The 12,158-nt window shown below is 52.5% G+C and carries 8 protein-coding genes and 5 tRNA genes; 2 read left to right on the top strand and 11 right to left on the bottom strand.

The window, feature by feature from the left end; genetic code table 11:
* Nucleotides 1–102: 102 nt before the first annotated feature.
* Nucleotides 103–2,715: a ribonuclease R gene (rnr, locus tag P2G53_RS04555; RefSeq protein WP_275814466.1), complete on the top strand. Its 2,613-nt coding sequence runs from the start codon at nt 103–105 to the stop codon at nt 2,713–2,715.
* Here the strand turns inward: rnr and P2G53_RS04560 are convergent.
* A complete protein-coding gene (locus tag P2G53_RS04560) occupies nt 2,708–4,021 on the bottom strand; it encodes a VTT domain-containing protein (RefSeq protein WP_275814469.1) in 1,314 nt (437 codons plus the stop codon). The two genes, rnr and P2G53_RS04560, sit on opposite strands and share 8 nt — an antisense overlap.
* 125 nt (nt 4,022–4,146) lie before the next feature.
* Here P2G53_RS04560 and serB point away from each other — a divergent pair, with 125 nt between their 5' ends.
* Nucleotides 4,147–5,370 carry a phosphoserine phosphatase SerB gene (gene serB, locus P2G53_RS04565; protein WP_275814472.1) on the top strand — a complete coding sequence of 408 codons (1,224 nt, stop codon included), beginning with the start codon at nt 4,147–4,149 and terminating at the stop codon, nt 5,368–5,370.
* Nucleotides 5,371–5,376: 6 nt separating this feature from the next.
* Here the strand turns inward: serB and P2G53_RS04570 are convergent, their stop codons facing one another.
* The 10 genes from P2G53_RS04570 to P2G53_RS04615 form a co-directional block, all read right to left on the bottom strand.
* The gene (locus P2G53_RS04570) at nt 5,377–7,512 is read right to left on the bottom strand and encodes an EAL domain-containing protein (RefSeq protein WP_275814474.1); all 2,136 of its coding nucleotides are present in this window, start codon (nt 7,510–7,512) and stop codon (nt 5,377–5,379) included.
* A gap of 581 nt (nt 7,513–8,093) precedes the next feature.
* Nucleotides 8,094–8,168, bottom strand: a tRNA-Gln gene (locus tag P2G53_RS04575).
* 31 nt (nt 8,169–8,199) lie between these two features.
* Nucleotides 8,200–8,276 (bottom strand) — tRNA-Met (locus P2G53_RS04580).
* An 11-nt stretch (nt 8,277–8,287) separates the two neighbouring features.
* Nucleotides 8,288–8,362: transfer RNA gene (locus P2G53_RS04585), tRNA-Gln, on the bottom strand.
* Nucleotides 8,363–8,377: 15 nt separating this feature from the next.
* Nucleotides 8,378–8,454, bottom strand: a tRNA-Met gene (locus P2G53_RS04590).
* Nucleotides 8,455–8,593: 139 nt separating this feature from the next.
* Complete coding sequence (gene ychF / locus P2G53_RS04595) at nt 8,594–9,685, bottom strand: redox-regulated ATPase YchF (RefSeq protein WP_275814477.1); 1,092 nt, start codon at nt 9,683–9,685, stop codon at nt 8,594–8,596.
* Nucleotides 9,686–9,708: 23 nt separating this feature from the next.
* Nucleotides 9,709–10,299 carry an aminoacyl-tRNA hydrolase gene (gene pth / locus P2G53_RS04600; RefSeq protein WP_275814480.1) on the bottom strand — a complete coding sequence of 197 codons (591 nt, stop codon included), beginning with the start codon at nt 10,297–10,299 and terminating at the stop codon, nt 9,709–9,711.
* 21 nt (nt 10,300–10,320) lie between these two features.
* Nucleotides 10,321–10,920, bottom strand: coding sequence for a 50S ribosomal protein L25/general stress protein Ctc (locus tag P2G53_RS04605; protein ID WP_275814483.1), 600 nt, complete (start codon nt 10,918–10,920; stop codon nt 10,321–10,323).
* Nucleotides 10,921–11,035: 115 nt separating this feature from the next.
* A complete protein-coding gene (locus tag P2G53_RS04610) occupies nt 11,036–11,977 on the bottom strand; it encodes a ribose-phosphate pyrophosphokinase (protein ID WP_275814485.1) in 942 nt (313 codons plus the stop codon).
* A gap of 61 nt (nt 11,978–12,038) precedes the next feature.
* Nucleotides 12,039–12,113: transfer RNA gene (locus tag P2G53_RS04615), tRNA-Gln, on the bottom strand.
* Nucleotides 12,114–12,158: the final 45 nt, after the last annotated feature.

Raw genomic sequence — 12,158 nt, forward strand, 5'->3', positions numbered from 1 at the left:
CCTCGCCCTGGTATTGGCTTATCATCAATTGATAAGTGACTGAAACAGAAAGGGCGAGGGTATTCTGCTTGCCCATCCCGCGCGAGGAAAACGCCGCACGTTATGAGCAAAGACTGGCAGGAAAACGATCCTCAGGCTTCCCAGGAAGCTGAAAAATACGACAACCCTGTGCCAAGCCGCGACTATATCCTGCGATTTATGCAGGATTGGGGCAGGCCAATCAGCCATGGTCAACTCTGTCATGAGCTGGGTATCCATGCCGAAGTCAGCCAGGAAGCGGTCTCCTTTCGTCTGCGGGCCATGTGCCGTGACGGCCAGCTGATCAGCAATCGTAATAATGAGTTTGGCCTGGTCAACAAAATGTCCCTGATCCGGGGGCGCGTTATCGGTCATCGGGACGGCTACGGTTTTATTCAGCCGGATGATGGCAGTAATGATCTCAAGCTCAGCCCCCGCCAGATGCGTCAGGTGTTTGATGGTGACCGGGTGGTGGCGCAGGAGATCCATGTTGATCCCAAAGGCCGTCGCGAAGCCAAAATCATCGAAGTGCTGGAACGCAAGACGACCAAGCTGGTGGGCCGATTTCAGGGCGAAAATGGTTTTGGTTATCTGCGCCCGGAAAATCAGCGGATCACGCAAGAGATCATTATATCCCCTAATCCTGATCAGCCTTTGACCTATAAAGATGGTCAGTTGGTGGTGGCCGAACTGACCCTGCAGCCGGGTAAACGTCAGCTGCCACAGGCGCGAGTGGTTGAGGTGCTGGGTGACCATATGGCACCGGGCATGGAAATCACGGTCGCGATTCATAACTACGGCATCCCCAACGAGTGGCCTGATGCGGTTCGGCAGGAGATTGGTGATCTCAGTGCTGAAGTGGAGGAGAGTGCCAAACTCAACCGGGTGGATCTGCGTCAGCTGCCTTTGGTGACCATCGATGGTGAAGATGCCAAAGACTTTGATGACGCTGTTTATGCTGAGAAAAAGCGCACCGGTGGCTGGCGGCTATGGGTCGCTATTGCGGATGTCTCCTGGTATGTGAAGCCGGACAGCGCGCTTGATCATGAGGCGATGAACCGCGCCAATTCGACCTATTTCCCAGAGTTTGTGGTGCCGATGCTACCCGAACTGCTGTCTAACGGTCTTTGCTCCCTGAACCCTCAGGTGGATCGTCTGGCGATGGTTTGTGAGATGACCATCAGTGCCTCCGGTAATCTGTCCGGTTATCAGTTTTATGAAGCGGTGATCAGCTCTCATGCCCGTCTGACCTACACCAAGGTTGGCAAGATGTTGATGGAGCCTGAGAGTGAAGAGGGTGCTCAGCTGCGTGCAGAATATGCGCCGCTGGTTAAACATCTGGAAGATCTCTACAGCCTCTATTTTGCCCTGCGTGAAGCGCGTGAAACCCGTGGCGCAATTGATTTTGAAACCACTGAAACCCGGATTCTGTTCAGTGATGAACGCAAGATTGAACAGATCGTGCCGGTTCATCGCAATGATGCCCATAAGCTGATTGAAGAGTGCATGCTCTGCGCCAACGTCGCGACGGCGCGTTTTCTGGCGAAGCTGAAGCAGCCAGCGCTCTATCGCGTGCATGAAGGACCCAAAGCCCAGAAACTCGAAAACCTGCGGGCCTATCTGGGTGAGCTGGGTCTGAACCTATCCGGTGGTGAAAAGCCTGAGCCTCAGCATTATCAAGAGCTGGCTGAGCAGATTAACGATCGGCCAGACCACCATCTGATTCAAACCATGATGCTGCGTTCAATGCAGCAAGCTGTTTATTCGCCTGATAATCAGGGTCATTTTGGTCTGGCCTATCCGGCCTATACCCATTTCACCTCACCTATCCGGCGTTATCCCGACCTGATTGTGCATCGGTTGATTCGCAGTGCGCTGCATAACAATGTGCAGGACAGTGCACTGTTGCGCCCTGATGGTTTCACGGCCAACCCGGCGTTTCGCTGTAACTACAGCATGGAGCAGATGCTGCAACTGGGTGAACACTGCTCCATGACAGAACGGCGCTCGGATGAAGCGACCCGTGATGTTGTGGCCTGGCTCAAATGCGAATATATGCAGGATCATGTCGGGGATGAGTTTGAAGGCGTCATCTCCGCCGTCACCGGTTTTGGCGTGTTTGTTGAGCTGAACGAACTCTTTGTTGAAGGCCTTATCCATATCTCTGCACTGCCCGGTGATTATTATGTGTTTGATCAGGCGAAGCAGCGGCTGGTGGGAGAGCGAACCCGCAAGGTCTTCAAACTGGGTGACAGTCTTAAGGTGAAGGTCCTCCGGGTGGATCTGGATGATCGGAAAATCGATTTCGAGTTGGTTGAAGTCACTGCCGTTCGTAAAAAGAGTACCCGTCAATTACTCGCAGAAGGCAAATTGACCGGCGCTGACCGCAGCAGCAAAAAACTGGCGGGCGCAGTTCAAGAGCGGGGTAATCGGCCGCCGAAAAAAGAGCAAAAATCGACGCGTGCAAAACCCGGCTCTCAGCGGGAAGCACTGCTGAACCCGCGAAAAAAAAAAGACAGCACTGAGCTGGGTGATGGATCAACTGCGAAAAATCCGAAAGGACTGAAAAAAACCGCTGGTAAAGCAACCCGTAAGAAAAATCTGTCGAACGCTGAAATGGAACAGATTAAGTACAGTGGCAAGGTCCCGGGTAAAAGCAAAAAATCGAAACAGCGCAAACCTAAAAGCGCTAAATAATCAGTATCTGGGCAGTGGCATAACCCGCTGTCCAGATCATCAGGACAATGCCCTTGGCATAGCCTAAATCATGGTGCACACCCGTTGGTTCTGGCTGTAGCCAGCGATAGAGTGCAGTACCGGTTGTCCCTACCAGCACCCCGGCGACGACGTCCAGCGGCCAGTGAAAGCCCAAAGCAATTCTGCTTAATCCAATCAAACCAATCAGGCTCAGACTCGCCCAGGTGATCAATCTGCGTATAGATCCGGAGCGTCCACGGGAAATGTTTAGTGAGATTACACCCCAGAGATAGGCGGCTGCAGCGGAATGTGAGCTGGGGAAGCTGAAGCTTTCTAGTTCACTGATAGGTGGTCTGGGTTCAGCAAGCGTCCACTTGAGCAACTGACTCAGTAGTAAAACACCGACCAGCAAAACAGCAATAAGCAGACTGTTCCGCCAGCATGCGGTACCTGAAAAGATGCCCAGTATCAGCACAGTCAGTAATGCAAACAGCGGATCGCCCAGATGGGTAAGCCACTGCCAATAGACGCCGAAGTGGCTTATGTCGCTTAACAGAACCTCTCTGAGAGTTTCATTCCATTGGTTTGCCAGTGGGTGACCGAGCATAAAAACACAGACAAGAAACCCCAGCAGGTAGAGTACACAATGGTCTCGCGGATCAGGTTGTGCCGGGGCATGGTGAGCTGAGAGCCAGCGGCTCAGCCAGTTCCCTGTCGGCAACCCATGGTGGCTGAAGAGAAAGATCAGCACCAGGAAAAGTACAAGGCTGAACAGTGTCGTCAGTTCTGATTGCAGCTCCGGCAGCCAGTGACTGCCATAGCCGAGTAGATAACCGGGCAGCAGATAAAAAGGCGCCCAGGCCAATCCAGCGAGCAGACTGATGCCAATATATACAGCGCGTGGCATGCCGGACATGCCGGCAATAAAGGGCAGGACCGGACGTATCGGGCCGACAAAACGGGCCATAAATACACTGAGCCAGCCATAACGCTGAAAGAAGTGCTGGCTGTGTTCCATCCACTGCGCGTGTCTCTGAAGCAGAGCGGTTTGCATCAGTCGGGTAGCTGCGTGGCGGCCAAGAAAATAACTGCTCAGATCGCCTGCGCTGGCACCCAGAAAACCAGCCAAAAGTAACCACTGGACAGCGATCTGCTGTTGTCCGGCCAGTGCTGCAGCGGCTAGCAGAAGCGCAATACCCGGAACCAGCAGACCAATAAAGGCCAGCGATTCCAACAGACTGATCAGCAATACAAGGCTGAGCAATAACAGGGGCGTAGTTGCAAAGTTTTGTAAGGCTTCCGTCACGTTAAAGTATCCATCAGTGGCGAGTTCAGCTGTGCTGCTTTTGGCTCTGTCTTAGAGGATTAAACATGCTGATAAGGATTGGCTTTGTTATAATCGCCGCCGTTACCTGCCTGCGGGAATCCTAAATGAAAGAGATTATTCTGCTTACCATCTCCGGTGAAGATAAACCGGGTGTTACCTCTGCTATGACGCAAATTCTGGCGGAGTATCATCTGAATATTCTGGATATCGGCCAGGCGGTTATTCATAACACACTTTCACTGGGCATTCTGGTTGAAGTGACCCATCAGGCTGAATCCTCGCCGATGCTGCGTGACGTGCTGTTCAAGGCGCATGAGCTGAACATGAATATCCGTTTTCAGCCGATTGAGGCCGCCAGCTATGCCCATTGGGTTGAGGGGCAGGGTAAGTCACGTCACATCATCACACTGTTATCCCGCAAACTCAGCGCCCATCATATTGCGGCAGTCACGCGGATTGCGGCTGATCATGGCTTGAATATTGATAATATTAGCCGTCTTTCCGGTCGTATCAGTCTGGATGATCAGCCGAGTCGCAGTAAAGCCTGCGTTGAATTTTCCGTGCGTGGTGCGCCACGGGATACGGCGGCACTGCGGGCAGAGTTTCTGAAAGTCGCCAGCGATCTGGATATTGATATCGCCTTCCAGGAGGACAATATCTATCGCCGTAACCGCCGACTGGTGGTATTTGATATGGACTCTACCCTGATCGAAGCTGAGGTGATTGATGAGCTTGCCAAGGAAGCGGGCGTAGGTGAGCAGGTGGCTGAAATTACTGAAGCGGCGATGCGTGGCGAGATCGATTTCAACGAAAGCTTCCGTCGCCGTATGGCGTTGTTAAAAGGGCTGGATGTGAGCGTACTGGAATCGATTGCAGAGCGTCTGCCGATGACAGAAGGTGCAGAGCAACTGGTGGCCAACCTTAAAGCGCTGGGCTTTAAAACAGCGATCCTGTCTGGCGGCTTTAACTACTTTGCCGAACGCCTGCAGAAACGTCTGGGCTTTGATTATGTCTATGCCAATGACCTGGATGTTGTGGATGGAAAGGTCACCGGTGAAGTCAAAGGTGCCATCGTTAACGGCGAGCGCAAAGCCGAGCTATTACGCAGCATTGCGGAAAAAGAAGGCATTCGTCTGGAGCAGACCATTGCGGTTGGCGACGGGGCCAATGACCTGCCGATGTTGTCGATTGCGGGTTTGGGCATTGCCTTCAGAGCTAAACCGTTGGTGCGGCAGAGTGCCAAACAATCCATCAGCACCCTGGGGTTGGATGGCATCCTTTACCTTATCGGCTTCCGGGACAGAGATACGCTGGAAGGCGAACAGTAAGCCTTTTTAGCGCCCTTCAAAGAAGTCATAGTCCATGGCATCTTTGGGGGGCTGCAGGTAATACCCCTGAATAAAGTCGACCCCGGCTTTCCAGAGTTTACACATCACCTGTGTGTCTTCGACCATGGGCGCAATCACCTGTTTTTCCAGTGCTTTCAGTTTATTCACGGTAGTGCGGAAGCTGGTATCAAAGCTTGAGTTGTCATGCAGATCGCGGATGTATGAGCCATCCAGCTTCACGAAATTGGATTTAACCCGTTTAAGGATGTCGTTGGAGTTGGGGGCGCTGCCAAAGTGTTTGATACACACCTGGCAATTCATATTGGCCAGTTCCTGCGTGAAAATCCGGATCGATTCAAGATCCAGTCCGATGTCGGTTTCGCTAATCTGAAAAATCAAACTGCTGGCACTGAGCTTGTGTTCGCGAAGGCGATCAGCCAGCCAGACCAGTGTTTCCGGATGCAGCATGGTTCGATGCGTCAGGCTTATTGCCAGACGTTGCTGGCTGCTGGTGCCGGTTGCCTTGAGTGCCAGTAGGCTGTGTTCAATGACCCAGCGGTCGATGGCAATTTTCAGTTCCGGATCGGTAATGCGCTGCATCAGTCCGCTGGGGGAGAGCGCTTTGTTGCGTCCATCTATAAACCGAAGCAGCACTTCGTAATATTGCATGCCGCTGGAAGTGGGGTTCATCTCCACAATTGGCTGGAACATCAGTTGCAGACTGCTTTCATTCACCAGAATCCACAGCTTGCGGGTCAGCGTATCATTGTCCTGATTGGCCTTTTCCAGGCGCTGCGACACCAGACCAACGGCATCGCCTTTTTTCGTCTGACTGAGCTGGCGGGCATGTTCAGCCGCCTGCTGCAGCATTTCATCCCGCCCAGGGGTGTTGTCGTTGATCGGTGAGACACTGATAGAGCAGCTTGTATTGATAGTGCCGTCGGCGGTTTCAACTTCAACACGCCGGATTTCGCGGCGCAGTTTTTTTGCCAGTTGCAGTGATTTTTCAGTGCTGGAATCAAAGTAGATCAGTGCAAACGCATCTGACTCGGCTCTGGCGATAAGGTGTACCCGGTTGATCTGGCTCTGGAGCAGTTGCGCGACGTTGCGCACCAGTTGCTCCACCGTCTCTTCACCTTGCTGTTTTTCTACATCCTGATAGTTATCCAGACAGATATAGAGCAGATTGCAGTCATGGCCGCCATCCAATGCTTTGTGGATGACATAACTGAGCTCTTTATTCAGGTAGCTGCGGTTATACAGCCCGGATAGATAATCGATGCCCTCCAGCAGAATATTTTCAGTAATGATATTTTTAGCATAGAGGGTGGCCTGAAGGGTGAGCTGGTCTTGCAGCCGTAACTTTCGCAGTACAATGCGGCTGTTCAGCTCAGACTGGTCTGCCCTTACCACCGGTAAATTGATGCAGTATTCAAAGCCATCACTGTTTTCGAAATTGCGCAGCAGGGTAGAGAAGTCGCGTCGATTGCCCTTGGCGATGATGCTGTTGAAGTTCTGCCCTTCCAGTTCATCGGTTTCTGCAAAGCCTAAAAAATCCAGCAGGCTGTTATTTACATTGCAGATGCGCCCATCCCGACACAGCAGCATTGGCAGGGAGGCTTCACTGATCAGCTGTCGGATATGTTCTTCACAGTCACTCAGGTCTGCCTGTGCCTTACGCAACTGTTTTCGGGTTTGCAGGTATTGCAGTTCGCGCTGAATAAGATTGAGTGCCAGGCAATCATTATCATCCGGAATGACGCAATCGGCGTCCTGGCCAAGGGCATTGGCCAGTGCGTCAGGCTCCATGCTGGCAATCGTTTTGATAATTGGAATGTCACGGTTGCGTTGGCTTAGGGTGTTTTTCAGTTCTTCAAAACCAACACCGGAGAGTGTTTCATCCAGCAGCAGCAGGTCCCATGACCGTTCGCTCAGCGCACTATTCAGTTCCTCAATGCTGGTGATATCACGGCCGCGAGGCGAGAGCCGAACGGAGCGCAGCAGATTCAAAAGATGCGCTGAGCGCTCCGTGGGAATGCCCAGAAACAGGATCTGGATATCTTTGTTCAGCCGTTGGCCGCGACGGGCATAGGCGCTGAACTGCTCCAGTTGTTGATTGGCTTCAAACAGTGCAGATGACATGTACAGCGAGCTCCTGCAGTCAGTTTGGCACAACAGTAACCCTGTTATGCAGCTTTTTTAGAATTGTTCTTCTACAGAGTGTTGTTCCTTTATATCAGTATATCTGCTTTGACGTAACTGTCCTTCATAAGTAAAAAAATCGGCTATTCGTCTAAATTCAAATAGTTATGCGTGATTCTTTGCTGTGCTGAAGGGATTAAACAGTTAGGGATTCAGGTGAGCCGAGACGTTGGCTGGGGTAGGAGGATGGATCCGTACCACCTTTGGGCGTTACGTCCCCTGCGGGCTGCGCAGCAGAGCTGCTTGTTGCACATTGCGTTGTAATGTGTCGAACCTTTAACGGTTCTCATCCAGGCATACGGTGGAGCTTTATCAGGTATTAGGGTGTGTGAGTGTGAGAGAAGTTGGCTGGGGTGGGAGGATGGATCCGTACCGCCTTTGGGCGTTACGTCCCCTGCGGGCTGCGCAGCAGAGCTGCTTGTCGCACACTACGTTGTAATGTGTTGAACCTCTAACGGTTCTCATCCAGGCATACGGCGTAGCTTTATCAGGTATTGCGGTGTGTGAGTGTGCAGAGAAGTTGGCTGGGGTAGGAGGATTCGAACCTCCGCATGCTGGAATCAGAATCCAGTGCCTTACCGCTTGGCGATACCCCAGTAACCGGGTGTGTCTGATATGACACAAGAATGGTGGCAATAGCGGGACTCGAACCTGCGACCCACGCATTATGAATGCGTTGCTCTAACCAACTGAGCTATATTGCCACGCAGGAAAGTGGCTGGGGTAGGAGGATTCGAACCTCCGCATGACGGGATCAAAACCCGTTGCCTTACCGCTTGGCTATACCCCAGCAACGCCCGAAACATGGTGGCAATAGCGGGACTCGAACCTGCGACCCACGCATTATGAATGCGTTGCTCTAACCAACTGAGCTATATTGCCATGTTTCAGAGGCGCGAATTATTCCCTTTTGGGCGTTTTATGTCAACCGTTTAGCCAGCGAAAAACCGGTTGCTATGCCGACAAAAAAGGCCCGCATTTGCGCGGGCCTTTTTTTGATCAACGGCTGCTTAAAAAAGCATCAGACATTGAAGCGGAAGTGGATTACATCGCCGTCTTTTACGATATATTCCTTGCCTTCCAGACGCCATTTACCGGCATCTTTAGCACCCTGCTCGCCCTTAAAACCGACAAAGTCGTTATAGGCGATGGTTTCGGCACGGATAAAACCTTTTTCAAAGTCGGTGTGGATGACGCCAGCGGCCTGAGGTGCGGTAGCGCCAATTTTAACGGTCCAGGCACGCACTTCTTTTACACCGGCAGTGAAGTAGGTCTGCAGTCCCAGCAGGCTGTAACCGGCACGGATAACGCGATCAAGACCCGCTTCATTCATACCCAGCTCCTCCAGGAACATATCGCGCTCTTCATCATCCAGTTCGGCAATCTCTGCTTCCAGTTTGTTGCAGATAGTCACAACCTCTGCGCCTTCAGACTCGGCCAGTTTGACTACCGCATCAAGGTGCGGATTGTTTTCGAAGCCATTTTCGTCCACGTTCGCGATGTACATGGTGGGTTTGATGGTCAGCAGGTGAAAGCCTTTAACAATCTTCAGTTCGTTGCTGTCCATTGCCAGCGAGCGCACGGGTTTGCCCTCTTCCAGATGAGGGATGAGTCGCTCAAGCATCGCTTTCTGGGCAACGGCTTCCTTGTCACCGCCTTTTGCAGCGCGCTGGATACGTTGCAGCTGTTTTTCTGCTGACTCAAGATCCGCCATCGCCAGTTCCAGGTTGATGGTTTCAATATCATCAATCGGATCGATTTTGTTGGCGACATGGATCACATTGCTGTCTTCAAAACAGCGCACGACATGCGCAATGGCGTCGGTTTCGCGGATATTGGCCAGAAACTTGTTGCCCAGGCCTTCGCCCTTGGATGCGCCTGCTACCAGGCCAGCAATATCCACAAACTCCATGGTGGTGGGGACGACACGCTCAGGTTTGACAATCTTGGCCAGTGTATCCAGTCGTGGATCAGGCATGGCCACTGTGCCGGCGTTCGGCTCAATGGTACAGAATGGAAAGTTTTCAGCGGCGATGCCGTTTTTGGTCAGCGCATTAAAAAGTGTGGATTTGCCGACATTTGGCAGACCTACGATACCGCATTTGAATCCCATCTGATCTGTCCTCTGCGAATAGTTTAAGAAGCGGAAAATGTGTGCAGCTGGTTCATGGCCTGGCCCCAAGCGCCTTTAATGGCCAGGTCGATGTAGCGTTCAGCTTCATCACTGGCGGCCTGAGTTGCTTCACGTTCCTGCACGGGTGCTTTACCCAGTACAAAGTTACTCACCTGACTGCTGTGGCCCGGATGACCGATGCCTAGCCGCAGGCGATAAAAATTCTTGTTGTTACCCAGTTTGCTGATAATGTCCCGCAGGCCATTATGCCCGCCATGTCCACCGCCCTGTTTAAAGCGGGCCACGCCCGGCGGCAGGTCTAGCTCATCATGAGCGACCAGAATCGATTCAGGCGGAATCTTGTAGAACCCGGCTAAGGCAGCAACGGCCTGACCGCTGAGGTTCATAAAGGTGGTGGGGACTAACAGGTGGACCGGTTGGCCCGAGAGTAAAATCTTGGCATACAGGCCGTGGTAACGGGATTCGGCCTTGAGAGGAGAGTTATGTCGAGCAGCAAGCTGCTCGACAAACTCAGCACCGGCATTGTGACGGGTCTGGGCGTATCGGGCCCCGGGGTTGCCGAGGCCAACGATCAGCTCAATCTTGTCATTCATGCCGGCCGCAATCGGTCACGATTACTTAGCAGCGCGAGCGCCACGTGGAGCGTATACGTAGCCGATACCCTGGTCGTGGTCTTCACCGCGGCGCAGAGCAACAATTTCAACACCTGCTGGCAGAGAGATGTCAGACAGGTGAAGAACCTGGTCGTTCTGGCAAACAGACAGGTTAACTTCAACAAATTCTGGCAGATCTGTTGGCAGACACAGAATTTCTGCAGTGTTTTTCTCAGCTGCAAATTTGCAGGCTGCTTTGGAAGCAGGTGACTTTTCGAAGCCAACAAATTTGATCGGTACAGTGATCTTGATTTTGTTGGTTTTGGTCACGCGCTGAAAGTCAGCGTGCAGTACAACAGGCTTGGATGGGTGACGCTGCAGATCTTTGATGATCACCTGCTCTTCTTTGTCGTCCAGTTTCAGAGTCAGAAGAGAGGAGAAGAAAGTCTGGTCTTCCAGCATTTTAACCAGTTCGTTGTTCTGCAGGGAGATGGCAGAAGGCTTTTTGCGCTTGTCACCACCGTACACAATACCAGGAACCAGACCAGCACGACGCAGGCGGCGGCTCGCACCTTTCCCTTCGTCTTCACGTGCTACAGCGTTTACTACAAAGTTAGACATTTTTACTTACCTTTAAAAAACAATCTGCAACACCTTGCGACCAGGTCTTGCAGATCTTGTTACCCCGAGGGGCGATAGTCTGATCCGTAGATCAGCGTAATTTCAGGCGATCTTCTTAACGGAACATCGCGCTGATGGATTCTTCATTGCAGACACGGCGCACGGCTTCAGCCAGCAGAGGTGCCAGTGTCAGCTGACGGATCTTGGCGCTTTTCTTCGCCTCATCCGACAGCGGAATGGTATCGGTGACAACCAGTTCATCCAGTTCAGAGCCATTTACATTGTTGATGGCCGGGCCGGAGAGTACGGCGTGGGTGGCATAGGCGATAACCCGCGCAGCACCGTTGTCTTTCAGTGCTTTGGCAGCCTTGCACAGGGTGCCGGCGGTATCACACATGTCGTCAACCAGTACGCAGGTACGACCTTTAACGTCACCGATGATGTTCATTACCTGAGACTCGTTGGCACGTTCACGACGCTTGTCGATGATCGCCAGATCGCAGTCCAGCTGTTTGGCAACGGCACGTGCACGTACTACACCGCCTACGTCAGGAGAAACAACCATGATGTTGTCGTATTCCTGATCGGAAATATCGTCCAGCAGTACCGGAGAGCCGTAAACGTTATCTACCGGGATGCTGAAAAAACCCTGAATCTGGTCGGCGTGCAGGTCAACGGTCAGCACGCGGTCAATACCTACGGTCGACATCATGTCTGCAACCACCTTGGCGCTGATCGGTACACGCGCTGAACGCGGGCGGCGATCCTGACGGGCATAGCCGAAGTACGGCACCACTGCAGTGATACGACCGGCGGAGGCACGACGCAGGGCGTCAGCCATCACGATCAGTTCCATCAGGTTGTCGTTAGTTGGGGCACAGGTGGACTGGATGATAAACACATCCTTACCACGGACGTTTTCCTGGATTTCAACGCTGACTTCGCCATCGCTGAAGCGACCTACGTTCGCCTGTCCCATTGGGACATCCAGGCGTTCTACCACCTTGATGCCAAGTTCAGGGTTGGCATTTCCGGTGAAAACCATCATCTGTGACACGGTGTGCACCTTCTCGACAGTAGTTGATTCGGGGTTAGTTTGGAAACCGTTCATGGGTTATTGGCTGGGGTAGGAGGATTCGAACCTCCGCATGCTGGAATCAGAATCCAGTGCCTTACCGCTTGGCGATACCCCAACGTTGCTCCTATGGAGGACGGCCTCCGTTTAAAGAGGCGCAGAT

Source organism: Neptuniibacter sp. CAU 1671, assembly GCF_029222905.1.
Classification (GTDB): domain Bacteria; phylum Pseudomonadota; class Gammaproteobacteria; order Pseudomonadales; family Balneatricaceae; genus Neptuniibacter.

Coding starts and splice junctions, on each gene's coding strand:
- rnr (WP_275814466.1), top strand. CDS start 103: ATGAGCAAAGACTGGCAGGAAAACGATCCTCAGGCTTCCCAGGAAGCT.
- serB (WP_275814472.1), top strand. CDS start 4,147: ATGAAAGAGATTATTCTGCTTACCATCTCCGGTGAAGATAAACCGGGT.
- P2G53_RS04570 (WP_275814474.1), bottom strand. CDS start 7,512: ATGTCATCTGCACTGTTTGAAGCCAATCAACAACTGGAGCAGTTCAGC.
- ychF (WP_275814477.1), bottom strand. CDS start 9,685: ATGGGATTCAAATGCGGTATCGTAGGTCTGCCAAATGTCGGCAAATCC.
- pth (WP_275814480.1), bottom strand. CDS start 10,299: ATGAATGACAAGATTGAGCTGATCGTTGGCCTCGGCAACCCCGGGGCC.
- P2G53_RS04605 (WP_275814483.1), bottom strand. CDS start 10,920: ATGTCTAACTTTGTAGTAAACGCTGTAGCACGTGAAGACGAAGGGAAA.